We start from the raw sequence: 25,302 nt of genomic DNA, 5'->3' as shown, positions 1-25,302 counted from the left end.
GCTGGTCGCATCCCATGGTGGAGACACTGGTCCAGGCCGTGATCAACGGCCTGCTCATCGGCGGCATCTACGCGCTCGTCAGCATCGGCGTCACGCTGATCTTCGGCGTGGTCAAGATCGTCAATTTCGCCCAGGGCGAATTCGTGATGATTGGAATGTACATCTCGTTCTTCCTCGCCACCCAGTTCGGCATCGATCCCTTGGTCTCGCTGGTCGTCTCGATGCCGGTGCTGTTTGTCGTAGGCGTGCTGATCCAGCATTTCCTGATCCGCAGGGTGCTGGGGCCGAACGACATGCCGCAGATCTTCCTGACCTTCGCGCTGTCGTTGTTGCTCTTGAACCTTGCGCTGATGCTCTTCACCGCGAATTACCGCACCGTCCACACCTCCTATTCGGACGAAGCCTTGCATTTCGGCGGGCTCTACGTTCCCGTGGCAAAACTGATCGCATTCGGCGTCGCGATGGCGCTCAGCGGCCTGCTCTGGCTGTTCCTGCACACCACCGATCTCGGCCGGGCAATGCGGGCGGCATCGCAGAACCGCGATGTCGCGATGCTGATGGGGATCAATCCCAACCGCGTGTTCGCGGTCGCATTCGGCGCCGCGCTGGCGCTGGCGGGTGCCGCCGGATCGCTGTTGATGCCGTTCTATTCGGCCTATCCGTTCGTCGGCCAGACCTTCGTGCTGATGGCGTTCGTCGCGGTCGTGCTCGGCACGCTCGGCAATGTGATCGGCGCGCTGGTCGCCAGCCTGATGATGGGCGTCGCCGAATCGCTCGGTATCCAGTTCGTCGGCGCCGATTCCGGATTGATCGTGGTGTTCGCGATGCTGCTGCTGACGCTCGCCTTCAAGCCCACCGGCCTCGGCGCCAGGAGAGGCCGCTGATGCTGACCTCCGGGAAAATGAAGTGGCTGTGGCTCGCGCTGGCCGCCGTGGTCCTGATCGCCCTGCCCCAGCTCATCACCTCGTCGTTTGCAGTCGACATCCTCATCCGCATCCTGCTGTTCTCCTTCATCGGCGTCGCCTGGAACCTGATGGGCGGCTACGCCAAGCAGCTGTCGCTCGGGCACTCCGCCTATTTCGGCCTCGGCGCCTACACCTCGACCATCATGCAGGTGAACTACGGCATCTCGCCCTGGATCGGGATGATCGCCGGCGGCGTGGTCGCGATGCTGGCGAGCCTGCCGATCGGCTGGCTCTGCTTCCGCCTGCGCGGCCCCTATTTCACCATCGCCACCATCGCCACGGCACAAGTGCTGATGCTGATCTTCCTGAAATTCCGCGACTTCGCCTGGGGCGCCGAGGGCACCACGATCCCGAACCTCGGCAGCGCCCCGCTGATGATGCAGTTCGAGGACAAGGCATCGTACTATTACGTGATCCTCGGCCTGCTGGTCGTCGGCCTGTGGGTCACCCATCTGATCGAGAGATCGTGGATGGGCTACTACCTCGTCGCGATCGGTGAGGATGAGGACGCGGCGGAAGCCATCGGCGTCAACGCGCCGAAGATCAAGCGCGACATCTACCTGATCAGCGCGTTCCTGACCGCGCTCGCCGGCACCTTCTACACCCAGTACATCTACTTCATCGATCCCGCGACCGCCTTCAGCTTCAGCGTCTCGATCGAGGCCGCGCTGGTGTCGATCGTCGGCGGCATCGGCACGCTGTGGGGACCTGTGATCGGCACCGTGCTCTTGGAGACCACGTCGGCGCTGCTGCAAAGCTGGCTCGGCAGCTCGGTCGGCGGCATCCAGCTCACCGTCTACAGCGTGATCCTGATCGCGGTGATCCTGTGGCGGCCGACGGGGCTGATCGGCGTCGCCCGTGAAGCCTATCAACGCTATTTCAGGCGCAAGCCGGCGCGTGTGTAAGGGCAGACGATGGCGGACGCATTGGTCATCAAGGGTCTCAGCAAGCGCTTCGGCGGCCTGCGCGCCGTGCAGGACGTCAGCTTCTCGGTTCAGGAGAACGAGACGGTCGCACTGATCGGACCGAACGGGGCCGGCAAGACCACCAGCTTTCACCTGATCACCGGATTCCATCGCCCGGACTCCGGCTCGGTGCTCGCCTTCGGCAAGGAGGTCGTGGGCTTGCGGCCGCATGACGTTTGTGCGCTCGGTATGGCCCGCACCTTCCAGGTGGCAAAGCCGTTCGGCGCGATGACGGTTCTCGCCAACGTGATGACCGGCGCCTTCCTGCGCGACCGGCACGTTGCCGCTGCGCGGCAAAAGGCGCTCAAGGCGATCGACTTCGTCGGCCTCGGCGCCAGGGAACAGACGGCGGCCAAGGACCTCACCACAATCGACCAGCGCCGGCTGGAGATGGCCCGCGCGCTGGCGACGCAGCCAAAGATCCTGCTGCTCGACGAAGTCATGGCCGGGCTCAACCCGTCCGAGATCGACCAGGCGGTCGCGCTGATCAAGAAACTTTCCACCGCGGGCCTGACCATCGTGATCGTCGAACATGTGATGCGCGCGATCATGGCGGTGGCCCGCCACATCGTCGTGCTCGACCACGGCCAGAAGATCGCCGAGGGCACGCCCAAGGAGATCGTGGGGAACCCCGAAGTGATCCGCGCCTATCTCGGCTCCTACGTGCATCCGCCGGGAGACGCCAATGCTTGAGCTCACAGGCGTCAGCGCCAGCTACGGCTCGGTCCCGGCCATCACCGACGTCAGCATCTCCATTGGCGAGGGCGAAGCCGTCGGTCTGTTAGGGGCCAACGGCGCCGGCAAGAGCACGACGCTGCGCGCCGTGTCCGGCCTCGTCAAACTGTTTGCGGGCAAGGTCACCTTCGATGGCGTCGATCTCGCCACGCTGCCGCCGTATCGGATTCCCGAACTCGGCATCGCGCATGTCCCAGAGGGCCGCCAGGTCTTTCCGGAGATGACCGTGCAGGAAAACCTCGAGATCGGCGCCTATGTGCCGAAGGCCAAGGCGGATCGGGCGCGCACGATGGAACTCGTCTACAACATCTTCCCGCGCCTCGCCGACCGCAGGAAGCAGCTTGCGGGAACCATGAGCGGCGGCGAGCAGCAGATGCTCGCGGTCGGCCGCGGGCTGATGCTCAAGCCGCGCCTCCTGATGCTCGATGAACCCTCGCTGGGCCTCGCACCCGTGATGACCGACGTGACCTTCGAGAAGGTCGGCGAGATCCACAAGATGGGCACCGCGATCCTCCTGGTGGAGCAGAATGTCAGCCGCGCACTGTCGCTGGTGCAGCGCGCCTATGTGCTGGAAAGCGGCAATGTGATCATACACGGCACCAGCACCGAGCTTGCCAACAACAAGCAGGTGCAGGCGGCGTATCTGGGGATTTGAGGCGGGATCACGCTCCACCCTCGTCATTCCGGGGCTCGCGTCAGCGAGAACTAAGATGCGCAATTGCGCATCCGAGAATCCATACGCCCACGGGGCCTGCGGCCTGATGGATTCCGGGCTCGCGCCAAGAGGCGCGCCCCGGAATGACGACTGTCACACCACCACCGTCCGTTTCGGCTCGACAATCTCGAACATCCGCGGAAACTCGTCCATCAGCGCCATCAATTCGGCGAGCCGCATCGGGTCGCCCGCGGCCTTGATCTTGCCGGCGCCGACGGCGTCCGGGAACGTGGTCAGCTTGGCGACGATCTCGTCGAGCGTGCCGCGCGCCAGCGTGAAGCTGGCATGGGCATCGCCCGCCTGCGCGCCCTTGACGTAGGTCAGCGCCGCATTCTCGAGATTCAAGATGAAGCTCTCGCCGGCATCGGTGAAATTCCAGTTCAGCACGATGCGCTTGCCCTCCGCCTTGGGACCGTTGAGGCGGACGCCGAGCACGTCGAACAGCTGCTCGGTTCGCAACGCAGCCAGTGTCTCGCGCGGCATCGGGGCGCGCGGCGGCGTCTTCGGCATACCCTGGCGCAATTCCTGCGCGCCGAACAGATAGGCGTTGCGCCAGGTCGAGCTTTCCGCCGCGTAGCCGAGCTGCTCGAACGTGTCTGCCAGCATCGCGCGCGCCGCCTGGTTATCCGGCTCGGCAAACACGAGATGGCTGACCGCCTGCGCGACGAAGCGGAATTCGCCCTTGGCGAAATCTGCTTCAGCACGTTTCAGGATCGCGTCGGCGCCGCCCATGTACTCGACATATTTCTTGCCTGACTCGACCGGCGGCAGCGGATCGAGGTTGACCGGATTGGCGTCGTACCAGCCGAGATACTTCTGGTAGATCGCCTTCACATTGTGCCTGATATGGCCGTAATAGCCGCGGCCGTGCCAGGCGCCTTCGAGGCTCTGCGGCAGGCGGATCGTCTCGGCAATCTCGGCCGCATTGAGTCCGTGGTTCATCAGCCGGATGGTCTGGTCGTGCGCGTATTTGTAGAGATCGCGCTGCTGGCGGATCATGGTGTCGATGCGCTCGCGCCCCCACACCGGCCAGTGATGCTGGCCGCACATCGCCTCGGCCTTGCCGCCCCACATCTGCAGCGCCTCGCCGAGATATTTCGACCAGGCCAGCGCGTCGCGAACATCGGCGCCGCGGAACGGCAACAGATTGTGGAAATTATGCGTGCAGTTCTCCGCGAGGTTCAGAAGCTTGTAGCGCGGCAGGAAGAAATGCATCTCCGCGGGCGCTTCACTGTTCGGCGCCATCTGGAATTCGAATTCGACGCCGTCGATGATCCTGACGTCGCCGGTCGCAATAATCAGATCGGTCGGCCGCAGCAACGCCACGGAGCCCGCCGCCATGGTCTTGCCGAGCCCGCAATCGACCTGGCCGCGCACGCCCTTGGTCAGGAACGGCCCGAACTGGTATTGCGCGCGGCGCAGCATTGCCGGCCCCGCAATGATGTTCTCGGAAACCGCGTGCTCCATGAACAGGTTTGGCGCGATGATCGGAACGCCGGCCGCCAGCATCTCGTCGTCGATCACGCCGCGCGCGCCGCCCCAATGGTCGGTATGAGTGTGGCTGAAGATGACGGCCACGACCGGCCGCTTGCCGCGGTGCTGGAAATACAGCTCCATCGCCGCGCGCGCCCCCTCGATCGAGGTCAGCGTATCCACGACGATGACGCCCTTGTCGCCTTCGATCAGCGTCATGTTGGCGATGTCGAGCCCACGCACCTGGTAGACGCCAGGGACCACCTCGAACAGGCCATGATGCATGTTGAGCCGCGACTGCCGCCACAGGCTGGGATCGACGGATGGCGGCGCGTTCTCATCAGACAGAAAGCCGTAAGGCTCGAGGCTCCAGACCGTCCGCCCCTGCGCGGAGGCGATCTTCGCATTCTCGATGGTGCCGAGGAAGCCGCGCGCGGCATCGTCGAAATCCCTGACATCGGAGAACGGCAGCGCCTTCAGCGTCGCCTCGTGCTGCGCGATAACGGAGGCGGATGCGGCCTTCGGAGTCTGTTGCGAAGTATCGGCTGTCGTCATGGTCGTTTACTCCCTCGCATTGTTATTGGTCGCGCTTCACTCAGCGAAACTGCACACCTTCGAACTGCCCGCTGCGGCGCCACTCGTCGATATATTTGAAGTAGGCCAAGGCACCGGCCGGATAGCCGACGTTAAGCTTGGCGGCCGGGCCGGGCTCGTGCCCTTCGTTGTTATAGTAGCCGGGCGTGCAGTCCGGCCCGCCGATCATCCGGCCAACGCTCGTCAGCAGCAGCTCGATCCAGCGATCTTCGGCTTCCTTGCTAACTTCGATCTGCGCAAAGCCGTTCGCCTGCGCGTGGCTCACCATTTGTGCGATCGTCCTCGCCGCCTCGGTCAAATTGTGCGGCACGTTGGAAATGAGATTGGCGCCCTGCGTCGGCTGCACGAAGAACGCGTTTGGAAAGCCGTGGACGTGGATGCCGTGCTTGGTGCGCATGCCCTGTGCCCAATACTCCGACAGCTTGACGCCATCCCGACCCGTCAGGTCGAAGCCCGCGCGGCGCTTGTATTCCGTGCCGACCTCGAAGCCGGACGCATAGATGATGCAATCGAGTTCGTACTCCTTGCCTGCGACAACGATCCCGTTCTCGGTGATCTCATCGACCCCCTTGCCGTCGGTATCGACCAGATGGGTGCCGGGCGTATTGAACGCCTGCAAATAGGCGTCATGGAAGCACGGCCGCTTGCAGAGCTGGCCGTACCAGGCCTTGAGATTCGCAGCCGTCTCGCGATCGCGGACGATCGTGTCGATCCGGTTGCGGATTTCCTCCATCTTTTCGAAGTCGGAATCCTCGAAAGCGGCCCGCATGTTCTGCACGGTCCGTTGCTCGCGCGGCAGCAGCATGACCTTGGCACGGATCCGCTTCGACAAATCGGTCCAGCCATCCTGCACCAGATCCTCTTCCGCGGAGCCGCCGGCCTGATTTGCAGTGAAATTTTCCAGCCAGCGCAGTTGCCAACCGGGCGTAGCAATATCCGCGAACCATTTTGGATCAATCGGAGCATTGCCGCGCACGTCGACCGACGATGGCGTGCGCTGGAACACGTAGAGCTCCTTGCAGGCGCGCGCGAGGTGCGGCACGCACTGCACGGAGGTTGCACCTGTCCCGATGATGCCGACGCGCTTGTCGGCGAGCTTCTCCAGCAGCGCGCCCTGGGGATTACCGCCGGTGTAGTCGTAATCCCAGCGGCTGGTGTGGAACGAATGCCCCTTAAAGTTCTCGATGCCGGGAATGCCGGGAAGCTTCGGTACATGCAGCGGACCGGTGCCGATGCCGACATATTGCGCGGTAAAGGCGTCGCCCCTGGTGGTGCGGATCGTCCAGCGCGAATGGGCCTCGTCCCAGTCGAGGCTCACCACCTCGGTGTGAAACAGCGCGTTGTCGGTGAGGCCGAAATGTCTGCCGATCCGCTGGCAGTGCGCGAGGATTTCAGGCGCGTGCGCGTATTTCTCCGACGGCATGTGGCCGGTCTCTTCCAAGAGCGGCATGTAGACCATCGACGCCGTGTCGCATTGCGCGCCGGGATACCGGTTCCAGTACCAGGTGCCGCCGAAATCGCCGCCCTTCTCGATGATACGGACGTCCTTGATGCCGGCCTCGGTCAGCCGCGCCGCGGTGGCAAGCCCGGCAAAGCCACCGCCGATGAAGGCGAAGGTGACGTGGTCGGTCTTCGGCGCACGCGGGGTGACCGGCGTGTAGGGATCGTCGAGATAGTGCGCCAGCTGTCCCTTGATCTGGAGATACTGGTCGTTACCGTCAGCGCGCAGCCGCTTGTTGCGCTCCTCCAGATATTTTTGACGCAGGCGCTCCTTGTCGATTGCAGAGGGTTTTGCGTCCTGGGGCCGGTCAGTCATGGTCATCAGCAAGCGCCTCACTCATCGGGCTTTTGGGTGCGTTCCAGCGCAAATAACCCCATATCGACACAATTGGCAAATTCATTTCGGTATATTGACAAAAATGGCCATCTGAGACCATTATTTTGCATGACGTCGCTGATTACGGCCGAACCGCAAACCGATCCGTCCTTTGCGACCACTCTGGCGCATGGGCTCGATGTACTGGCGGCCTTCAGGAGGCACCCCGGCGCGCTGTCGAATGCCGAACTCGCCCAGCATACCGGCCTCTCAAGGCCGACGGTGTCGCGGCTGACCTACACGCTCGAGCAGCTCGGTTACCTCGGGCGCGACCCAAAGGGCCGATTCGTACTCGGGCTCGGCGTGCTCGCCGCGGCCTATCCGGTGTTGTCGTCCCTCAAAGTCCGCCAGCTCGCGCGTCCTCTGATGCGCGACTTCGCGACCTATGCCGGCGGCACGGTATCGATCGCAATGCCGTTCGGGCTCGACTTCATCTATGTCGAGACGCTGCGCACCACCGATGCGGCGCCGCATGTGCCTGACGTCGGCTTCGTCAGCACGCTGGCGCCGACCGCGGTCGGACGCGCGCTGTTGTCGCTGTTCACTGGGGACGAGCTCGACGCCTATGTGGCGCGCGTCAAAGCTGAGCGCCCGGACGAGTTCGATTACGTCGAGAGGCGCACGCTGCCTGATATCGAGCTGTGCAAGGAGCGCGGCTTCGCCGTCTCGCTCGGCGAGTGGCGGCGCGAAATCTTCGGCGTCGCCGCGCCGCTCTACCGGACGCCATCAGGCGAATGCCTGGCGGTCAATTGCGGCGTTCCCTCATTCCGCTTCAGCGCCGAACAGATCGAGCGCGAATGCGGCCCGCGCATCCTCGGACTCGCCCGCAGCATCCGCGCGCTGGTGGCGGAGGGGTAAGAAAAGCGGCGGTGTATTAACGCAGCAAGAGCCTATCCACGTCATTGCGAGCGAAGCGAAGCAATCCATCTTTCCGCATTCGCGGACGCATGGATTGCTTCGTCGTTTCGCTCCTCGCAATGACGGCGGATAAAGCCGTGCTGGCGTCGAACGGATTCCCTACGCCAGGTAATTGCCTTCGAGCGCCGGCATGATGTCGAGCACCTCGAAATAGTGGTCCCAGAACCGGGTGTCACGAAGGTGATCGCAGAACCAGGCCCAGGCCGTCAGGTCGCGGGTTTCGCAAATCATCACGTCGGTCGCCCTGGTCGAGAAAGCCTCCGGTTCGAACCAGCGTATCCGGAGTTCGGGGCGCCGCCGGAGCAACGGGATGATTTCCTCGTCCAGGAAGGCGCGGCGCTGCTCGGTCTTCAGATCGAGCCAATGCCGCGTGGTCTTGACCATGACGAAGATGTGGAACGTGTGGGGATCATCCTCATGTTCAGGGAGGACGGCGGAAATTGTCGATTGCGATGTGGTCATTGATCAGTTCTCCTTTCGCGTCCATAATGTGAGTAATTGCTCGTATTCCACAACTCGCGTTTCAGGAGTGAATTTCATGCCGGCGAAACGGCGCGTAAAGGCCCGGAAACAGCCGCTTCAGCACCGTTCGCGGGAGACGGTGGCGGTCATCCTGGAAGCGGCGGCTCGCGTTTTGGAGGCGCGCGGGCTGGAGGGTTACAACACCAACGCTGTCGCCGAGCGTGGCGGGATCAGCGTCGGCTCGGTCTACCAGTACTTCCCCAACAAGGACGCGCTGACGTTGGCCCTGATCGCCAGATTCGAAGACGAGCTATTGGAGAAGGTGCGGGATGCGTTCGCGGCATCCGAGGGAAAGAGCCTGACGGCGGCACTCAAGCTCCTCGTTCGCGCCCAGATCGAGGTGCACGCCGCGCGGGCGGGACTGAACCGCATCCTGGAGACCGAGGAAGATCGCCTGCGGCCGACGTCGTCAGATTCATCGGCGTCCGGAGAGCTGAAGGCGTTGGTCCGTGCCCTGCTGGAGAGACACCGAAGCGAGATCGGCAAACCCGTCGATGGCGATGCGATCGAGGACGTGATCGTGATCTCCCGCGCCATGGTCGATCATGCGCTTCAGAAGGACCTGTCGCGGGCTGCCGCCAGCCGCCGGGTGCTGCGCGCCATCGAGGGATATCTGCATCGACCGTGACGGGACGGCTTCTGGCAAGGCCGCATCGCATACGCATCATGCAGCGAAACAACTGTGGAACGGGAGGCCAGCGTAGTACATGCCGATCTTGGAGATATCTGAGGCATGCTCGAAAAGACCCCGACATCAGGCGCAGTTGCGGCGCCCGTCACCGACGGATTGCCGTGGGAGACCCGGCGCTGGGCGGTGGCCGCGATCTTCACGGCGCTGGCGATGGCCTCGCTCGATACCGCGATTGCCAACATCGCCCTGCCGGCGATCGCCAATGATCTCCATGTCAGCCCGGCCGAAGTGGTATGGGTCGTCAACGTCTACCAGATTGCCCTGGTCGCGACGCTGCTGCCGCTCGGCGCGCTCGGTGAAATCGTCGGCCACCAGCGCATCTATCTGTGCGGTCTCCTGCTGTTCACATTGGCGTCAATTGGCTGCGCCCTGGCGTGGTCACTGCCAAGCCTGCTTGTGGCGCGCACCCTGCAGGGACTGGGCGCCAGCGGCCTGATGAGCGTCAACACCGCGCTGGTGCGCTTCGTCTATCCGAGCCGGATGCTCGGCCGCGGTTTTGGCCACAATGCGCTCGTGGTCGCGACCGCCTTCACGCTGGGGCCGACGATCGCGTCCGGCATCCTGGCCTTCGGGCCATGGCCCTGGCTGTTCGCGGTCAATATTCCGTTCGGCCTGATCGCGCTCGTGATCGGCCTGAAGACGCTGCCGGCGACGCCGCGCGCCACCCACGCTTTCGATTTCACCGGGGCGGCGCTCGCCTCCGCCTGCCTTGGCCTGTTCATCATCGGCATCGGCAGCGCCGCGCACAAGGCCGCACCCGCGCTTGTCATCGCCGAACTCGTCGGCGCGTTGCTGTTTGGCTGGATCCTCACGCGACGGCACGCCGATCATCCCGCGCCGATGCTGCCGATCGATCTGTTCCGCCGGCCGATCTTCGCGCTGTCAGCGGCCACCGCAGTCTGCTCATTTGCTGTGCAGGGCCTCGCCTTCGTGTCCTTGCCGTTCTACTTCGAGGACATATTGCATCGCTCGCAGGTCGAGACCGGCTTCTTCATGACGCCCTGGCCGCTGGTGGTCGCCTTCATGGCGCCAATCGGCGGACGCCTCTCCGACCGCTATCCCGCCGGCATCCTCGGCGGCATCGGCATGGTGTTGCTTGGTCTGGGCATGGTGCTGCTGGCGACCCTGCCGACCGAGCCCAGCGTCGCCAACATCGTCTGGCGCACGATGATCTGCGGCTTCGGATTCGGCTTCTTCCAGACCCCCAACATGAAGGCGATCATGTCGAGCGCCCCGCCCCACCGCAGCGGTAGCGCCAGTGGCATCGTCGCAACCGCGCGGCTCACCGGGCAGACCACCGGCGCTGCGCTTGCCGCGCTGTGCTTTGCGCTGGCCGGCCGCGAGGGCGCGACCGTCGCGCTCGCGCTCGGCGCAGGCTTTGCGGCACTCGGCAGCGTCATGAGCTTTCTGCGCCTGGCTGTCGGTTCGCCGCAGAAAACATGACAGACAGGTAATGTTCGCGGCCACGACCAAACACCGCGCCATCAATTTTCTTTTCCGCGCTGCAAACGCGTTTTCTTGATTTGAACCGTTCCAGTTTCAAGGCCAACATCGCGCTGAAGTTCAATCGGAGGATTGGACCAATCAGGGGAAAGCGATGGCAAACCTCAATATCAACGGCAAGACAATCAACGTAGACGTCGAGGACGACACGCCCCTGCTGTGGGCGATTCGTGAGAATGTCGGACTGACGGGGACCAAATACGGTTGCGGCATCGCACAATGCGGCGCCTGCACCGTGCATATCGACGGCGTCGCAATGCGCTCCTGCGGCGTCACGGTCAGCGAAGCCGCGGGCAAGGCGATCACCACCATCGAAGGCCTCGGCGTCAACAACGCCCTGCACAAGGTGCAGCTGGCCTGGATCGCCAATGACGTCCCGCAATGCGGCTACTGTCAGAGCGGCATGATCATGGCGGTCGCGGCGCTCCTGAAGGAGAACCCCAAGCCGACCGATCAGGACATCGACGACGCCATCACCAATATCTGTCGCTGCGGCACCTTCCAGCAGGTGCGCGAGGCGATCCATGCTGCCGCAAGCGCATAAGGAGGCAGCCATGAATCAGCACATCATGCCAAAGCTCAATCGCCGCGCCTTCGTCATCGGCGCAACCACCGCCGGTGCCGGTCTCGCGCTCGGCCTCGATCTTCCCTTCGGCGGGCCATCCGTGGTGCGCGCCGCCGACGGCTCGCCCGAGGTCAATTGCTGGGTCGTGATCCGGCCCGACGATACCGTGGTGATCCGCATTGCCCGCTCCGAGATGGGCCAGGGCACGCTCACCGGCCTCGCCCAGCTCGTCGCCGAGGAGCTGGAATGCGACTGGTCGAAGGTCACGACCGAATTCCCGACGCCCGGCCAGAGCGTCGCCCGCAAGCGCGTCTGGGGCGATTTCTCCACCGGCGGCAGCCGCGGCATCCGCACCTCGCAGGACTATGTCCGCAAGGGCGGCGCGGCGGCCCGCATGATGCTGATCCAGGCCGCCGCCAACGACTGGAAGGTGCCGGTCTCGGAATGCAAGGCGTCGAGCAGCGTCATCACCCACATGCCGTCCGGCAAGACCACCACCTACGGCAAGGTCGCAGAAGCCGCAGGCAAGCTCGAGCCGCCGACTGACGTCAAGCTGAAGGACCCGAAGGACTGGACCATCGCGGGCAAGGGCCTGAAGCGGCTCGACACGTCAGACAAGACCACTGGCAAGATGGTCTACGGCATCGACGTCAAGCTGCCGGGCATGCTCAACGCCGCGATCAAGGATTGTCCGGTGTTCGGCGGCAAGCTGAAGAGTTTTGACGAAGCCAAGATCGCCAGCATGAAGGGCGTCAAGAAGGTAGTGCGGGTCGGCGACAGCGCGGTCGCCGTCGTCGCCGACACCTGGTGGCACGCCAAGACAGCGCTCGACGCCTTGCCGATCGTCTGGGACGAAGGCGACAACGCAAAAGTCTCCAGCGAGACGATTGCGAAGTGGCTGGCCGAAGGTCTCGACAATGCGCAGCCGGCCTATGTCGGCCAGCAGAACGGCGACGTGAAAGCTGCGATTGCCAGCGCAGCAAAGAAAGTCGAGGCGGTCTACAGCTACCCCTACCAGAACCACGCCACGATGGAGCCGATGAACGCCACCGCGCTCTACACAGCTGACAAATGCGAGGTGTGGTGCGGCACCCAGAATGGCGAGGCGGCCTACGCAGCGGCGCTGGAGGCCTCCGGCCTGCCGCCGGAGAAAGTCGACGTGCACAAAATGATGCTCGGCGGCGGCTTCGGCCGGCGCGGCATGACCGACTATGTCCGCCAGGCGGTCGCGATCGCCAAGCAGATGCCGGGTACCCCGATCAAACTGTTGTGGTCGCGCGAAGAGGACATGCAGCACGGCAAGTATCACCCGATCACGCAATGCAAATTGACCGGCGCGTTCGATGCCGACAACAATCTGGTCGGGCTGCACTACCGGCTGTCGGGACAATCGATCCTGTTCTCGGTGCGCCCGGAAGCGTTGCAGAACGGCATGGATCCGGCAGCGTTCCAGGGCGTCGCGCAATCCGGCGAGGCGGCGATCGGCTATACGGTGCCAAACCTGTTGGTTGAGCATGCGATGCGCAACCCGCACGTCCCGCCGGGCTTCTGGCGCGGCGTCAACGTCAATCACAACGCGATCTATCTCGAATGCTTCATGGATGAGCTGGCCCAGGCCGCAGGCCAGGACCCGCTCGAATTCCGCCGCAAGCTGATGGGCACGCATCCGAAGCACCTCGCCGTTCTCAACGCCGTGGCCGAGAAGATCGGCTGGGGCACGCCGGCGCCACAGGGCGTCTATCGCGGCATCGCGCAGGTGATGGGCTATGGCAGCTACGTCGCCGGCGCCGCCGAGATCTCGGTGACCGACGGCAGCAAGATCAAGGTGCATCGCATCGTCGCGTCCACCGATCCCGGCTATGTCGTCAATCCGGCGCAGGTCGAGCGGCAGATCGCGGGCTCCTTCGTCTATGGCCTGAGCGCGCTGTTCTACGGCGGCTGCACCGTGAAGGACGGCCGCATCGAGCAGACCAATTTCGACACCTACAACTCGATGCGCATCAACGAGATGCCGAAGGTCGAATCGGTGATGGCGCCGAGCGGCGGGTTCTGGGGCGGCGTCGGCGAACCGACCATCGGCGTTGCGGCGCCGGCGGTATTGAACGCCTATTTCGCGGCGACCGGCAAGCGTATCAGGACATTCCCGCTGCGTAACCAGAACATCACCTTCGCCTGATCCAATAATTGGCGGCGGCCCGATCGGCCGCCGCTCCCCTCTTTCCGGATTGTCCTGCATGGCCGTCACGCGTCGTCTGACGCGCAGGGATGTCGTCCGCGGAGCCGCTGTCGTCGCCGCGGCAACGCTGGCATGTCCGGCGTTTGCGCAATCGGCGGCGCGCGTCGCTGTGATCGGCGGCGGCTTCGGCGGCGCCGCTTGCGCGCGGGCGCTGCGGCGGCTCGACGCCACGCTTCAGGTCACGCTGATCGAGCCAAACACGACGTTCACCGCCTGCCCGCTCAGCAACGAGGTGATCGCGGGCTTGCGCGAGCTCCCTCAACAGACATTCACCTACGACAAGGTCGCGGCCGACGGCATTGTCGTTGTCGCGCAGGCCGCCAAAAGAGTCGACGCACAGGCACGCACGATCGGCTTCGGCGACGACACAACGCTGTCCTACGACCGGCTGGTCCTCGCACCCGGCATCGAGCTGCGATTCGACGCCCTGCCCGGATATGACGAGGCGGCATCCGCACAGATGCCGCATGCCTGGAAGGCAGGCGAGCAGACGATGCTGCTGCGCAGGCAGCTCGAAGCCATGGATGATGGTGGCCTCGTCGTGATCGCGGTCCCCGCCGCGCCGCTGCGTTGCCCGCCCGCGCCCTATGAACGCGCCAGCCTGATCGCGCACTATCTGAAAGCGCGGAAGCCCCGCTCGAAGGTCCTGGTGCTCGACGCCAAGGACACCTACTCGCAGCAAAAACTGTTCGAAAATGCCTGGAAAGAACTCTATCCCGGCATGATCGAGCGGGTCGCGCTGTCGCAGGGCGGCAGGGTGACCTCGGTCAATCCGGCAACGAACGAGATCGTCACCGACTTCGGCAATTACACCGCCGCCGTTGCCAACGTGATCCCGCCACAAAAGGCCGGCCGCATCGCCGAGATTGCCGGCGCCGCCGACCACACCGGCTGGTGCCCGATCGATCCGGTCAGCTTTGCCTCGAAGCTCGTGCCGAACGTTTATGTCATCGGCGATGCCTGCATTGCCGGCGGCATTCCGAAATCCGCGTCCGCCGCGAGCGCGCAAGGCAAGGCCTGCGCGGCGGCGATCGTCAATGCGCTGGCCGGAAAGGCGCCGGACACGCCGCGGCTCGACGGCGCCTGCTACAATACGGTGGCCCCGGGATATGCGTTCTCGCTGAAGGGCATCTACCAGCCGAAGCAGGACCAGTATGCCGAGAGCGAGGTGACCACGAGCCCGGTCGAGGCATCGCGCGAAGTGCGGCAACGCGAGGCGGAGCAGGCATTGGAGTGGTTCAAGACCATCACGGGGGACGCCTTTGGCTAGACCCTTGTTCATCGCGTTGTTCGCTGCTGCGTTGTTCGTGGCTTGCTGGCCGGCTGGCGCAGAGGGGCTGCGTCCCTACGCCGTAGCGGGTGATGCGATTCCAGATACGCTGACGGGAACAAAGGGTGACGTGACGCGCGGCCGCGCATTGATCGTCGAGCGCTCCAGCACTTGCATCCTCTGCCATAGCGGCCCATTTCCGGAGCAGGCGTTTCAGGGCGATCTGGCGCCGAGCCTCGCCGGCAGCGGCGGTCGCTGGTCGGAAGGACAGTTGCGTTTGCGGCTAGTCGACGCCTCGCGCCTCAACGCCGCGACGATCATGCCGTCCTATTATCGTGTCGACGGGCTCACCCGCGTCGGCACCTCGTGGCGCGGCAGGCCGATCCTGTCGGCGGAGCAGATCGAGGACATCGTGGCGTATCTGGCGACCCTGCGTAACTAAGGAATCACGATGACGGATTCGGATCACACCACGCGCCGAACGTTTCTGGGCCTAGCCGGCGGCGCAGCCGCATCCGGTTTGGTTCCGATCGTGACCGTACGAACCGCCGACGCGACGCCGGCCATGCTGTCTTCGGCGATCCGCAACATCGTCGGCGAAGCCAATGTGCGGACTGGCAAGGTCAAGCTCGACATCCCGCCGCTGGTCGAGAACGGCAACACCGTGCCAATGACGGTCAGCGTCGATAGCCCGATGACGGCTGATAACTACGTGAAGAGCATCCATGTCTTCAACGAGAAGAACCCGCAGCCGAACATCGGCAATTTCTATCTCAGGCCGGGCGCCGGGCGCGCCCAGGTGTCGACCCGCATCCGGCTTGCCGACAGCCAGAAGGTGACAGCCATCGCGCGGCTCTCCGACGACACGTTCTGGTCGGTAACCGCCGATGTCGTGGTGACGCTGGCGGCCTGTACCGAGGAGGCGATCTGATGCCCTCCGCTCTCATCAACGTGCCGGCCAGGGCCAAGCGCGGCGACGTCATCGAGATCAAGACATTGATGTCGCACATCATGGAAACCGGCTATCGCCACATCGCTTCTGGCGAGGTGGTGCCGCGTGACATCATCACGAGCTTCACGTGCCGCTACAACGGCACGGAGATCTTTCGCGCCGATCTCTATCCGGCAATAGCCGCCAATCCGTTCATCACCTTCTTCACGACGGTGACCGAAAGCGGCAAGTTCGAATTCGAATGGATCGGCGACAGGGGATTCTCGGAAACTGCGTCGGCGTCGATATTGGTCGAATGAAGATCATCGGCTGCATTGCGATCCTCACTGCGATCGCGGGCACTGCGCTCGCAGCCGATATCCCGCAGTCTGAACGCCGCTCCGGCACCAGCTTCATGAGCCCGGACACCAGGGCGATGCAGGATGAGGACACCGCCAATCCCGGCATGCTCTGGGTGCTCGACGGCGAAGCCCTGTGGAGGCGCAAGGCCGGTGTCGCGGACAAGGCCTGTGCCGACTGCCACACCGACGCGCGCGTCAGCATGAAGGGCGTCGCGGCACACTATCCAGCGTTCGAGAAGGCCTTCGGAAAGCCGGTCGATCTGGAGCAGCGCATCAATCTCTGCCGCACCAATCACCAGCAGGCGACGCCGCTCGCCTATGAAAGCCACGAACTGCTCGCGCTGGCCGCCTACGTTGCGCGGCAATCGCGGGGCATGCCGATCGAGACCGGCGATGATCCGGAGATCGCGCCGTTCGTCGAACAAGGTCGCGAGCTGTTCATGCAGCGGCAGGGCCAGCTCAATCTTGGCTGCGCCAATTGCCACGACGATAATTGGGACAAGAAGCTCGCGGGGTCCGCGATCACGCAAGCGCACCCGACCGGCTATCCGCTCTATCGGCTGGAATGGCAGTCGCTCGGATCATTGCAGCGGCGGCTGCGCGCCTGCATCACTGGCATCCGCGCGCAGCCCTATGACTACGGCTCGCCCGAGCTGGTCGCGCTCGAACTCTATCTGATGTCGCGGGCGCGAGGAATGGCGATCGAGACGCCCGCGGTCAGGCCTTGAGCACACACCGCTCTGTTCACGAGCGAAGCGAAGCAATCCATCGCTCCCGGCTGTACCGGAAGATGGATTGCTTCGTCGCTACTTCGCAATGACGGGGCTGGAGATCAGTGCGAAGGTCAACGCTCGGCGAACGCCTTCTCGACCACAAACTGTGCGGGCTCGCCATGGTTGCCCTCGACGAAGCCGCGGCCGTTGAGCAGCGTACGGGTGTCGGCGACCAGCGACGGCGAGCCGCAGATCATGACGCGATCATGCGCGGCATCGAGCGCCGGCAGGCCGATATCGGTGAACAGCTTGCCCGAGGTGATGAGATCGGTGATGCGACCGCGGTTGCGGAAGGGGTCGCGCGTCACGGTCGGATAGTAAATCAGCTGGTCCCGCACCAGTTCGCCGATCATTTCGTCGTTCGGCAGCTTCTCGGTGATCATCTCGCCATAGGCGAGCTCCTTGACCTTGCGGCAGCCGTGCAGCAGCACGACCTTCTCGAAGCGATCATAGGTCTCGGGATCCTTGATCACGCTGAGGAACGGAGCGAGGCCCGTGCCGGTGCCGACCAGATAGAGGTTGCGGCCGTCCTCGAGGTTGTCGATCACGAGCGTGCCGGTCGCCTTGCGGCTGACGATGATCTCGTCGCCTTCCTTGAGGTGCTGGAGGCGCGAGGTGAGCGGGCCATCCGGCACCTTGATCGAGAAGAACTCGAGCGTGTCCTCGTAGTTCGCGCTGGCGACGCTGTAGGCCCGCAGCAGCGGCTTCTCGCCGACCTTGAGGCCGATCATGGTGAATTCGCCGTTGCGGAAGCGGAACGTGGGATTGCGGGTGGTGGTGAAGGAGAACAGCGTGTCGGTCCAGTGGTGAACGCTCAGAACGCTTTCCTGGTTGAAATTGCTCATCACACCAATCCCTGATTTTGCTGGAGCAGTAAGGGTTTGAAGCCCGTTGACCGGCTCGATCGTTTGTATACGATCATTCGTATACAAACGAATAATCCGGCTTGATCGAAAAGTCAAGCCGGGCTCAAATTCACCGGCAATTCAGTGAACGGAAGGAACGATTCCATGGCTCATGACGCGCCCCAGGCCACCGGCCCCAGCAAGCTGGTGATCCGCAATATCGGGCTTCTGCTGTCGGGGGCGCTGGAGAAGCCGATCCTGGACGCCGATACGATCACAGCTGAGAACGGCAAGATCATCGCCATCGGCCGCTTCAAGGATGTCGACACCGAAGGCGCCAGCACCATCGTCGATGCCAACGGCACGACGGTCGCGCCCGGCCTGATCGACAGCCACGTCCATCCCGTCGCCGGCGACTGGACGCCGCGACAAAACCAGAGCGGCTGGATCGACAGCTATCTGCACGGCGGCGTCACCACCATGATCTCCGCCGGCGAGGTGCACATGCCCGGCCGGCCCCGCGATGTCGTCGGGCTGAAGGCGATGGCGATCTTCGCCCAGCGCGCGTTCTGGACGCTCCGCCCCGGCGGCGTGAAGGTTCACGCCGGCGCGCCGGTGATCGAATGCGAGATGGTCGAGGACGATTTTAGGGAATTGGCTGCTGCCGGCGTCAAGCTGCTCGGCGAGGTCGGGCTCGGCGGCGTCAAGGACGGCCCGACGGCGCGCAAGATGGTGGGCTGGGCGCGCAAATACGGCATCCAGAGCACGATCCACACCGGCGGTCCCTCGATCCCCGGCTCCGGCCTGATCGACAAGGACGTGGTGCTGGAAGCCGACACCGACGTCGTCGGCCATATCAATGGCGGCCATACCGCCCTGCCCGACGACCAGATCCGCTGCATCTGCGAGGGTTGCAAGCGCGGGCTCGAGCTGGTTCACAACGGCAATGAGCGCTCGGCGCTGTTCACGCTGCGCACCGCGCGCGAGATGGGCGATTTGCACCGCGTCATCCTCGGCACCGACGCGCCGGCTGGCTCAGGCGTGCAGCCGCTCGGCATCTTGCGGATGGTCTCGCTGCTGTCCTCGCTCGGCGACCTGCCCGCCGAGCTGGCGTTCTGCCTCGCGACCGGCAACACCGCGCGGATGCGCGAGCTCGATTGCGGCCTGATCGAGGTCGGTCGCTCGGCCGACTTCGTGCTGATGGACATGGCGCAGCATTCGCCGGGCAAGAACATCCTGCACAGCGTTCAGCTCGGTGATCTCCCCGGCATCGGCATGACCATCATCGATGGCATCGTCCGCACCCAGCGCAGCCGCAACACGCCGCCTGCCGGGAGAGTGCCGGAGATCGTGGCGAAGTAACGCCCACCGTCATTGGGAGGAGCGAAGCGACGAAGCAATCCATGCCGTCACAAGCGGCGAGATGGATTGCTTCGCTGCGCTCGCAATGACGGAAGGATGGATCTCGTCGCGCCGATAGTGTGATCAGCGCAACCTGCTCAGCAGCGCGATCAGCGTGTCGCGCTCCTTGGCGTCCAGTGGCGCCAGCGTTTCCTTTGAGATCGTCAGCGCATTCGGGGCGGCTTTTTCGGCCGTTTGCTGGCCGGCGCGCGTCAGGCTCACGAGCAAGCGGCGGCCGTCGTCGGGATCGGGTGATGTCTCGGTCAGACCGCGCGCAGTCAGACGATCGATCACGCCCTTGATGGTCGCGACATCCATCGACGTCAACCGTCCGAGCAGATTCTGCGAACACGACCCGGTTTCGGACAGTTTTGACAGCGCCGCCCACTGCGTCGGCGTCAGATTGATGCCGATCTCACGGGCGAAGATCATGGCGTGGCGCTGCCATACCTGGCGCAGGATGAAGCCGATCTGCTCGTCGAGCACGTAGGCCGGCTTCGCCGCCTTCATGCTTCGCTTCTGGGCACTGGTCCTGGCCATTGTCTCGCGTTGCCCCTACAACGATAGATGCGCGTCGCGGATATCCGGACGCGCGTCAAGTTCGGTCATGGTGCCGCCGAAGCAGATCCGGCCGCGCTCGATGATGTAGGCGCGATCCGAGATCAGCCGCGCGAAATGCAGGTTCTGCTCTGACACGACGATGCTGACGCCCTCCTTCTTCATCGCAAGGATCGCCTCGACCATCTGCTCGACGATCTTCGGCGACAGGCCTTCGGAGGGCTCATCGAGCAGCACCAGCGACGGGTTGCCCATCAGCGTGCGCGCGATGGTCAGCATCTGCTGCTCGCCGCCGCTCATGCGGCCGCCCGGCCTCCCCCGCATCTCGCCGAGGTTCGGAAACAGCTTGAACAGCTTGTCGCGATCCCATTGCGGCGCGTTGGGCCGCTTCGGCTGGCGCCCGACCTCGAGATTTTCTTCCACGGTCAGGTCGGTGAAGATACGCCGCTCCTCCGGCACATAGCCGAGGCCGCCGCGCACGATCGCATGGGTCGGCTCATACGACACGTCCTTGCCCTCGAACACGATGCGCCCGGTGCGGTTCTCGACCAGGCCGACGATGGAGCGGAACGTGGTCGACTTGCCGGCGCCGTTGCGGCCGAGCAGCGCGACCACCTCGCCCTCACCGACCTCGAGCGCGATGTCGAACAGGATATGCGCCGGGCCGTAGAAGCTGTTGAGGTCGTTCACCGTGAGCTTCATGCGGATGCTCCCTCGCGGTGACGTGCGTCGTAGAGCAGGCCGTCGCCGAGATAGATCGCCCGCACCTGGGCGTTGCCGCGGACCTCCTGCGGCGAACCCTCGGCGATCAAGGTGCCGCGGTTGAGCACCAGGATGCGGTCTGAGTGCTCAAACACCACGTCCATATCGTGCTCGGTGAACAGCACGCCGATCGACTGCTCCCGCGCGATCCGCGCCGTCAGCCGCATCAGCTCGATGCGCTCGCGCGGCGCCATGCCCGCGGTCGGTTCGTCCATCAGCAGCAGTTTCGGCTGGTTGGCGAGCGCGATCGCAAGCTCCAGCCGCTTGAGGTCGCCGTAGGCGAGCTCGCCGCAAGGCCGCTCGGCATAGGCGCCCATGCCGACGAGATCGAGCAGCCGCCCGGCCTCGTCACGCGCCTGGTTCGCGGTCGAGGCCCACAGATTGAACAATTGCCGGCCATGCGACACCAGCGCGACCTGCACGTTCTCGCGCACCGTCATGGTCGGAAACGTCGCCGTGATCTGGAAGGTCCGCCCGACGCCCATCCGCCAGATCGCGCGCGGCTTCTTGCCTGTGGTCTCCTCGCCCAGCAGCCGGACGCGTCCGGAGTCCGGAATGATCTGGCCGTTGAGGACATTGAAACAGGTGCTTTTGCCCGCACCGTTCGGCCCGATCAACGCCAGGATCTCGCCCGCGCGCAGCTCGAACGAGACGCCACGCATGGCATGCACGCCGCCGTAGGATTTGGTAAGGCCCTCGACCGACAGCAATGTAGGAGCCATGCTCATTCGGCGGTCTCGATGCGCGAGGTGAGAATCGGTGATGGCGAGGAGGTCGATTTGCGCCGGCGATACAGGATCGTCTCCAGCGTGCCGACGATACCCTTCGGGAAGGCCACGACAATCAGCACGACAAAGGCGCCCAGCACCAGCTTGGAGAGATCGGTTTTGCTGATCAGCCAGATGTTGAGCGCCTTGTAGACGATCGCACCGATCACCGCACCCGACACCGTCTCGACGCCGCCGAGCAGCACCATGACCAGCGCGTCGACCGAGAGCGAGATGCCCATGTTGTCCGGGAAGACGCTGCCCTTGAGATAGGCGAACAGCGCGCCGGCAAGGCCCGCCACGGTGCCCGCGATCACGAAGGCGGTCCACTGGATGCGCTTGCCGTTGATGCCGATGGCTTCGCTGCGCAGAGGAGAGTCTCGTGTCGCGCGCAGCGCAAAGCCGAACGGCGAAAACACGATGATGCGCAGGATCACGACCGCGAGCGCGGCGATTCCGAGTGACAGCCAGTAGAAATGCGACGGGCTCGCCGCCCAGCTTGAAGGCCAGACGCCGAGGATGCCGTTGTCACCGCCGGTGACCGACACCCACTGGAATGCGATCGACCACACGATCTGGGCAAACGCCAGCGTCAGCATCGCGAAATAGACGCCGGAGAGCTGGACCGCGAAGAAGCCGAATACGGCAGCACCAGCGAGCCCCAGCAGCGGACCGAGCAGCAGGCACGCAATCATCGGCAGGCCCGCCAACTTGGCGAGCAACGCCACGCCATAGGCGCCGAGCCCGAAATAGGCCGCATGGCCGAACGACGCGAGCCCGCCGACAGACATCAGGAAATGCAGGCTGGCCGCGAAGATCACGAAGATCGCGATCTCCGAGCCAACCGTGAGTGCATAATTGCCGGCGAAGAACGGCAACGCTGCGGCGACGATCAACGCTGCGATAGCCGCAAGCCGTTCGTTCGACGTCAACGGCCGCCAGGGATTGACTGTGAGCCCCGGCGTGCGTCGGGCCGGCGCTTCCGGCTTGCCGAACAGCCCCCACGGACGCACGATCAGCACCACCGCCATCACCAGGAATACCAGGATGATGGAGATTTTTGGAAAGATCAGGATGCCGAACGCATTGAGTTCCGACACCAGCACGGCCGCGACGAAGGCGCCGATGATGCTGCCGAGCCCGCCGATCACGACCACGACGAAGACCTCGACGATGACCCGCAAATCCATCGCGTGGTTCACCGCATCGCGCGGAATCTGCAACGCGCCGCCAAGCGCCGCGAGGAAGACGCCGAGCGCGAACACGCTGGTGAACAGCCATTTTTGATTGACGCCGAGGGCGGCGACCATGTCGCGGTCCTGCGTCGCCGCGCGGACCAGGATGCCCCAGCGGGTGCGCTGGAACAGAAGCCAGAGGACGCCGAGCACAACCGGCCCCAGCGCGATCAGGAACAGATCGTAGCTCGGAACGTTCTGGCCGAAGAAATCGATCGCACCCCTGAAACCAGGCGCCCGGCGGCCGACCAGATCGTCCGGGCCCCAGATCAGCACGACGAGGTCCTCGACCATCAGCGTAAGGCCGAAGGTCGCAAGCAACTGGAACAGCTCGGGCGCATGATAGATCCGGCGCAGCAGCACCATCTCGACCAGCACGCCGACCGCAGCGACGACCAAGGCGGCCACGACGATGCCGCCCCAGAAGCCGAGCGCGCCGGAGAAACGCTCGGTCAGCGTGAAGGCAACATAGGCGCCGAGCATATAGAACGCGCCATGCGCAAAGTTCACGATCCGCGTCACGCCGAAGATGATCGACAAACCCGAAGCGACCAGGAACAGCGCCGCCGCGCTGGCAAGACCGGTCAGGAACTGGACGACGTAAAAGGCCATGGGCGGTCCGTGTTGGAGTTTCGTTCACCTCGCCCCGCTTGCGGGGAGAGGTCGAATTCAAGTGCCAGCTTGAATTCGGGTGAGGGGGACTCTCCACTTGCTCGCTCGCGGAGATAGCCCTCACCCCAACCCTCTCCCCGTAAGAACGGGGAGAGGGAGAGATTCAGCGCCTCTCCCCGCAAGAGCGGGGCGAGGAAGACGTCGCATCAATCCTTCGGCCGCAGCTTCTCGATCTCGGCATCGCCAGGTAGATAGTCCGAACCCTTGCGATAGACCGTATCGACCATGATGCCCTTGCCGTCCTTCAGCGCGGTCTTGCCGATGAAGGCGCCAAGCGTCGATTGATGGTCGATCTTGCGGAAGGTGATCTCGCCGAACGGCGACGGCACCGCGATTCCTTCGGCTGCCGCGATCAGCTTCTCCGGATCGGTCGAATTGGCCTTCGCCAAAATCGCCGCCGCGGACTTGATGGTCTGGTAGCCGACGATCGAGCCGAGCCGCGGATAGTCGTTGTACTTGGCCTGGTAGGCCTTCAGGAACGCCTCGTGTTCAGGCGTCTTGAGCGAGTACCAGGGGTAACCGGTGACGATCCAACCTTCCGGGGTCTCCTCCTTCAGCGGATCGAGATATTCCGGCTCGCCGGTCAGGAAGCTCACCACCTTGCGATCCTTGAACAGACCGCGGGTGTTGCCTTCGCGGACGAGCTTGACGAGATCGGCGCCGAAGGTGACGTTGAGGATTGCTTCCGGGTTGGCGGCGGCAACCGCCTGCACCACGGGGCCTGCATCGATCTTGCCCTGCGGCGGCCACTGCTCGTCGACCCACTGGATATCGGGCCGCTTTTCGGACATCAGCTTCTTGAACACCGCGACCGCGGACTGGCCGTATTCATAGTTCGGCGCGATGGTCGCCCAGCGCTTGGCGGGCAATTTCGCCGCCTCTTCCACCAGCATCGAGGCCTGCATGTAGTTGGAGGGCCGCAGGCGGAACGTGTAGCGGTTGCCCTTCGACCAGGTGATGGCGTCGGTCAAAGGCTCGGCGGCGAGAAAGAAGACTTTCTTCTGGTTGGCAAAGTCACTGACCGCGAGGCCGATGTTGGAGAGGAAGGTGCCCGTGAGCATCGCAACGTTCTCGCTCGACACCAGCTCGTTCGCCGCAGTCTGCGCGTCCGCCGGCTTGCCGCCGTCATCCTTGGAGACGACGACGAGCTTCTTGCCGTTGATGCCGCCGCTCGCATTGACCTCTTCCACCGCGAGCTGCCAGCCCTTGCGATAGGGCTCGGTGAATGCGGGCAGCAGCGAGTAACTGTTGATCTCGCCGATCTTGACCTCGCCGCTCTGTGCCATGGCATTGCCCGCCATGGTCGCCACCGCGATCGCCAATCCTGCCCCTACGACATAACCACGCATCCCGTACCTCCAGTTTTCTTTCAAAGAGATTATCGCAATCCGTCTTCGCCCTTGACCTCTGTAACCGTCAGCCCGCCGACGCGCGGCAACGGCCGTCCGCTGTCGGTCACCGCGACGGCGACCATGATCTCGTTGGCCCGCGGCGCGTCGTTGATCTGCACCTCCATGCCGTCGAAATGGCTGCGCACGAACGCTGCGTCCTTGTGGCCGAGTGGGATATCCAGCGTCGTGCCGGGACCCGAGCGCTTCTTCGACGAGGGAATCAGCGCCGCACCCTTGCTCAACACCTTCCGCACCGGCGCGCCCATCTTCGGATGCAAGATCGCGGCCGCATGCTCCAGCTCGCCATTTTCGCCGACGGCGGCCGCCTTGCCATAGCTCTGCGCCTTGGCGCCATCGATGCCGAGCGCGGCAACTGCCCGCTTCGACAGCAATTCGCCGAGTTCCTCGCCAATCGCGATCAGCGGCGAGAGGTCCTCGACATAGCGGCCGGCGAAGGGATTTTCGATCACGGCGATCGCCGCCGCCCGCCGGGTCGGCGGTGCGATGGTCTTGCCCATCTCGAGATGGGTTTCCTCGACCACGGTGACGATCTTGCGAATGACGGCACTCATCTTGT

General features: G+C 64.1%; 25 protein-coding genes. 15 read left to right on the top strand and 10 right to left on the bottom strand.

What is annotated here, in order from left to right:
- Positions 1–14 precede the first annotated feature (14 nt).
- The 4 genes from UP09_RS12395 to UP09_RS12380 are packed head-to-tail and all read left to right on the top strand — an operon-like array spanning position 15 to position 3,320.
- On the top strand, positions 15–884 hold the full coding sequence (locus tag UP09_RS12395) for a branched-chain amino acid ABC transporter permease (protein WP_044538439.1): 870 nt from the start codon (positions 15–17) through the stop codon (positions 882–884).
- Positions 884–1,870, top strand: coding sequence for a branched-chain amino acid ABC transporter permease (locus UP09_RS12390; RefSeq protein ID WP_044538438.1), 987 nt, complete (start codon positions 884–886; stop codon positions 1,868–1,870). Before UP09_RS12395 ends, UP09_RS12390 begins: the two co-directional genes overlap by 1 nt.
- A gap of 9 nt (positions 1,871–1,879) precedes the next feature.
- Positions 1,880–2,623: an ABC transporter ATP-binding protein gene (locus tag UP09_RS12385; RefSeq protein ID WP_044538437.1), complete on the top strand. Its 744-nt coding sequence runs from the start codon at positions 1,880–1,882 to the stop codon at positions 2,621–2,623.
- Positions 2,616–3,320: an ABC transporter ATP-binding protein gene (locus UP09_RS12380; protein WP_044538436.1), complete on the top strand. Its 705-nt coding sequence runs from the start codon at positions 2,616–2,618 to the stop codon at positions 3,318–3,320. Before UP09_RS12385 ends, UP09_RS12380 begins: the two co-directional genes overlap by 8 nt.
- Positions 3,321–3,473: 153 nt before the next feature.
- Here UP09_RS12380 and UP09_RS12375 read toward each other — a convergent pair whose 3' ends face one another.
- Together UP09_RS12375 and UP09_RS12370 are read right to left on the bottom strand one after the other, a co-directional pair.
- Positions 3,474–5,408, bottom strand: a complete 1,935-nt coding sequence (locus tag UP09_RS12375; RefSeq protein ID WP_044538435.1) for an alkyl/aryl-sulfatase — start codon at positions 5,406–5,408, stop codon at positions 3,474–3,476.
- A gap of 40 nt (positions 5,409–5,448) precedes the next feature.
- A complete protein-coding gene (locus UP09_RS12370) occupies positions 5,449–7,269 on the bottom strand; it encodes a flavin-containing monooxygenase (RefSeq protein ID WP_082070114.1) in 1,821 nt (606 codons plus the stop codon).
- 123 nt (positions 7,270–7,392) lie between these two features.
- Here UP09_RS12370 and UP09_RS12365 point away from each other — a divergent pair, with 123 nt between their 5' ends.
- The gene (locus UP09_RS12365) at positions 7,393–8,181 is read left to right on the top strand and encodes an IclR family transcriptional regulator (protein WP_044538433.1); all 789 of its coding nucleotides are present in this window, start codon (positions 7,393–7,395) and stop codon (positions 8,179–8,181) included.
- Positions 8,182–8,340: 159 nt separating this feature from the next.
- On the opposite strand, the gene UP09_RS12360 is transcribed toward UP09_RS12365, so the two are convergent.
- Positions 8,341–8,703, bottom strand: coding sequence for a darcynin family protein (locus UP09_RS12360; RefSeq protein WP_044538432.1), 363 nt, complete (start codon positions 8,701–8,703; stop codon positions 8,341–8,343).
- Between UP09_RS12360 and UP09_RS12355 the strand changes: the two genes are divergently transcribed.
- The 9 genes from UP09_RS12355 to soxA all read left to right on the top strand — a co-directional run bounded on the left by UP09_RS12355 (position 8,696) and on the right by soxA (position 17,049).
- Positions 8,696–9,391, top strand: coding sequence for a TetR/AcrR family transcriptional regulator (locus tag UP09_RS12355; RefSeq protein ID WP_245301911.1), 696 nt, complete (start codon positions 8,696–8,698; stop codon positions 9,389–9,391). The two genes, UP09_RS12360 and UP09_RS12355, sit on opposite strands and share 8 nt — an antisense overlap.
- Before the next feature lie 105 nt (positions 9,392–9,496).
- Positions 9,497–10,897 (top strand): MFS transporter, encoded by a 1,401-nt coding sequence (locus UP09_RS12350; RefSeq protein WP_044538430.1) that lies wholly within the window; start codon positions 9,497–9,499, stop codon positions 10,895–10,897.
- 154 nt (positions 10,898–11,051) lie between these two features.
- Entirely contained in the window at positions 11,052–11,501 is a 450-nt protein-coding gene (locus UP09_RS12345; RefSeq protein ID WP_044538429.1) for a (2Fe-2S)-binding protein, read from the top strand.
- Between the two features lie 10 nt (positions 11,502–11,511).
- On the top strand, positions 11,512–13,698 hold the full coding sequence (locus UP09_RS12340) for a xanthine dehydrogenase family protein molybdopterin-binding subunit (RefSeq protein ID WP_044538510.1): 2,187 nt from the start codon (positions 11,512–11,514) through the stop codon (positions 13,696–13,698).
- A gap of 58 nt (positions 13,699–13,756) precedes the next feature.
- Positions 13,757–15,028 (top strand): FAD-dependent oxidoreductase, encoded by a 1,272-nt coding sequence (locus tag UP09_RS12335; protein WP_044538428.1) that lies wholly within the window; start codon positions 13,757–13,759, stop codon positions 15,026–15,028.
- Positions 15,021–15,470 (top strand): sulfur oxidation c-type cytochrome SoxX, encoded by a 450-nt coding sequence (soxX, locus tag UP09_RS12330; protein ID WP_502689043.1) that lies wholly within the window; start codon positions 15,021–15,023, stop codon positions 15,468–15,470. The genes UP09_RS12335 and soxX overlap by 8 nt, the downstream gene beginning before the upstream one ends.
- Before the next feature lie 9 nt (positions 15,471–15,479).
- Positions 15,480–15,959 carry a SoxY-related AACIE arm protein gene (locus UP09_RS12325; protein WP_044538427.1) on the top strand — a complete coding sequence of 160 codons (480 nt, stop codon included), beginning with the start codon at positions 15,480–15,482 and terminating at the stop codon, positions 15,957–15,959.
- The gene (gene soxZ, locus UP09_RS12320) at positions 15,959–16,279 is read left to right on the top strand and encodes a thiosulfate oxidation carrier complex protein SoxZ (RefSeq protein WP_044538426.1); all 321 of its coding nucleotides are present in this window, start codon (positions 15,959–15,961) and stop codon (positions 16,277–16,279) included. Before UP09_RS12325 ends, soxZ begins: the two co-directional genes overlap by 1 nt.
- A complete protein-coding gene (soxA, locus tag UP09_RS12315) occupies positions 16,276–17,049 on the top strand; it encodes a sulfur oxidation c-type cytochrome SoxA (protein WP_044538425.1) in 774 nt (257 codons plus the stop codon). The genes soxZ and soxA overlap by 4 nt, the downstream gene beginning before the upstream one ends.
- Positions 17,050–17,165: 116 nt before the next feature.
- Here soxA and UP09_RS12310 read toward each other — a convergent pair whose 3' ends face one another.
- Entirely contained in the window at positions 17,166–17,939 is a 774-nt protein-coding gene (locus tag UP09_RS12310) for a ferredoxin--NADP reductase (protein WP_044538424.1), read from the bottom strand.
- A 165-nt stretch (positions 17,940–18,104) separates the two neighbouring features.
- Here UP09_RS12310 and UP09_RS12305 point away from each other — a divergent pair, with 165 nt between their 5' ends.
- Complete coding sequence (locus UP09_RS12305; RefSeq protein WP_044538423.1) at positions 18,105–19,301, top strand: amidohydrolase family protein; 1,197 nt, start codon at positions 18,105–18,107, stop codon at positions 19,299–19,301.
- 123 nt (positions 19,302–19,424) lie between these two features.
- Here UP09_RS12305 and UP09_RS12300 read toward each other — a convergent pair whose 3' ends face one another.
- The 6 genes from UP09_RS12300 to UP09_RS12275 all read right to left on the bottom strand — a co-directional run bounded on the left by UP09_RS12300 (position 19,425) and on the right by UP09_RS12275 (position 25,297).
- Positions 19,425–19,880: a MarR family winged helix-turn-helix transcriptional regulator gene (locus tag UP09_RS12300; RefSeq protein ID WP_044538422.1), complete on the bottom strand. Its 456-nt coding sequence runs from the start codon at positions 19,878–19,880 to the stop codon at positions 19,425–19,427.
- Between the two features lie 15 nt (positions 19,881–19,895).
- A complete protein-coding gene (locus UP09_RS12295; protein ID WP_044538421.1) occupies positions 19,896–20,600 on the bottom strand; it encodes an ABC transporter ATP-binding protein in 705 nt (234 codons plus the stop codon).
- On the bottom strand, positions 20,597–21,388 hold the full coding sequence (locus UP09_RS12290) for an ABC transporter ATP-binding protein (RefSeq protein ID WP_044538420.1): 792 nt from the start codon (positions 21,386–21,388) through the stop codon (positions 20,597–20,599). The genes UP09_RS12295 and UP09_RS12290 overlap by 4 nt, the downstream gene beginning before the upstream one ends.
- Positions 21,385–23,274: an ABC transporter permease gene (locus tag UP09_RS12285; RefSeq protein WP_044538419.1), complete on the bottom strand. Its 1,890-nt coding sequence runs from the start codon at positions 23,272–23,274 to the stop codon at positions 21,385–21,387. The genes UP09_RS12290 and UP09_RS12285 overlap by 4 nt, the downstream gene beginning before the upstream one ends.
- 206 nt (positions 23,275–23,480) lie before the next feature.
- Entirely contained in the window at positions 23,481–24,683 is a 1,203-nt protein-coding gene (locus tag UP09_RS12280) for an ABC transporter substrate-binding protein (protein WP_044538418.1), read from the bottom strand.
- A 29-nt stretch (positions 24,684–24,712) separates the two neighbouring features.
- Positions 24,713–25,297 carry an amino acid synthesis family protein gene (locus tag UP09_RS12275; RefSeq protein WP_044538508.1) on the bottom strand — a complete coding sequence of 195 codons (585 nt, stop codon included), beginning with the start codon at positions 25,295–25,297 and terminating at the stop codon, positions 24,713–24,715.
- Between the last annotated feature and the right edge of the window lie 5 nt (positions 25,298–25,302).

This window comes from Bradyrhizobium sp. LTSP885 (assembly GCF_000938305.1).
Lineage (GTDB): Bacteria > Pseudomonadota > Alphaproteobacteria > Rhizobiales > Xanthobacteraceae > Bradyrhizobium.
The sequence above is the reverse complement of the archived record's forward strand: the minus strand, read 5'-3'. Positions and strand labels throughout refer to the sequence as shown.

Bases quoted from the DNA above. Each gene is read 5' to 3' on its own strand.
- UP09_RS12395 (WP_044538439.1), top strand. From the start codon at position 15: ATGGTGGAGACACTGGTCCAGGCCGTGATCAACGGCCTGCTCATCGGC.
- UP09_RS12390 (WP_044538438.1), top strand. From the start codon at position 884: ATGCTGACCTCCGGGAAAATGAAGTGGCTGTGGCTCGCGCTGGCCGCC.
- UP09_RS12385 (WP_044538437.1), top strand. From the start codon at position 1,880: ATGGCGGACGCATTGGTCATCAAGGGTCTCAGCAAGCGCTTCGGCGGC.
- UP09_RS12380 (WP_044538436.1), top strand. From the start codon at position 2,616: ATGCTTGAGCTCACAGGCGTCAGCGCCAGCTACGGCTCGGTCCCGGCC.
- UP09_RS12375 (WP_044538435.1), bottom strand. From the start codon at position 5,408: ATGACGACAGCCGATACTTCGCAACAGACTCCGAAGGCCGCATCCGCC.
- UP09_RS12370 (WP_082070114.1), bottom strand. From the start codon at position 7,269: ATGACCATGACTGACCGGCCCCAGGACGCAAAACCCTCTGCAATCGAC.
- UP09_RS12365 (WP_044538433.1), top strand. From the start codon at position 7,393: ATGACGTCGCTGATTACGGCCGAACCGCAAACCGATCCGTCCTTTGCG.
- UP09_RS12360 (WP_044538432.1), bottom strand. From the start codon at position 8,703: ATGACCACATCGCAATCGACAATTTCCGCCGTCCTCCCTGAACATGAG.
- UP09_RS12350 (WP_044538430.1), top strand. From the start codon at position 9,497: ATGCTCGAAAAGACCCCGACATCAGGCGCAGTTGCGGCGCCCGTCACC.
- UP09_RS12345 (WP_044538429.1), top strand. From the start codon at position 11,052: ATGGCAAACCTCAATATCAACGGCAAGACAATCAACGTAGACGTCGAG.
- UP09_RS12340 (WP_044538510.1), top strand. From the start codon at position 11,512: ATGAATCAGCACATCATGCCAAAGCTCAATCGCCGCGCCTTCGTCATC.
- UP09_RS12335 (WP_044538428.1), top strand. From the start codon at position 13,757: ATGGCCGTCACGCGTCGTCTGACGCGCAGGGATGTCGTCCGCGGAGCC.
- UP09_RS12325 (WP_044538427.1), top strand. From the start codon at position 15,480: ATGACGGATTCGGATCACACCACGCGCCGAACGTTTCTGGGCCTAGCC.
- soxZ (WP_044538426.1), top strand. From the start codon at position 15,959: ATGCCCTCCGCTCTCATCAACGTGCCGGCCAGGGCCAAGCGCGGCGAC.
- soxA (WP_044538425.1), top strand. From the start codon at position 16,276: ATGAAGATCATCGGCTGCATTGCGATCCTCACTGCGATCGCGGGCACT.
- UP09_RS12310 (WP_044538424.1), bottom strand. From the start codon at position 17,939: ATGAGCAATTTCAACCAGGAAAGCGTTCTGAGCGTTCACCACTGGACC.
- UP09_RS12305 (WP_044538423.1), top strand. From the start codon at position 18,105: ATGGCTCATGACGCGCCCCAGGCCACCGGCCCCAGCAAGCTGGTGATC.
- UP09_RS12300 (WP_044538422.1), bottom strand. From the start codon at position 19,880: ATGGCCAGGACCAGTGCCCAGAAGCGAAGCATGAAGGCGGCGAAGCCG.
- UP09_RS12295 (WP_044538421.1), bottom strand. From the start codon at position 20,600: ATGAAGCTCACGGTGAACGACCTCAACAGCTTCTACGGCCCGGCGCAT.
- UP09_RS12290 (WP_044538420.1), bottom strand. From the start codon at position 21,388: ATGAGCATGGCTCCTACATTGCTGTCGGTCGAGGGCCTTACCAAATCC.
- UP09_RS12285 (WP_044538419.1), bottom strand. From the start codon at position 23,274: ATGGCCTTTTACGTCGTCCAGTTCCTGACCGGTCTTGCCAGCGCGGCG.
- UP09_RS12280 (WP_044538418.1), bottom strand. From the start codon at position 24,683: ATGCGTGGTTATGTCGTAGGGGCAGGATTGGCGATCGCGGTGGCGACC.
- UP09_RS12275 (WP_044538508.1), bottom strand. From the start codon at position 25,297: ATGAGTGCCGTCATTCGCAAGATCGTCACCGTGGTCGAGGAAACCCAT.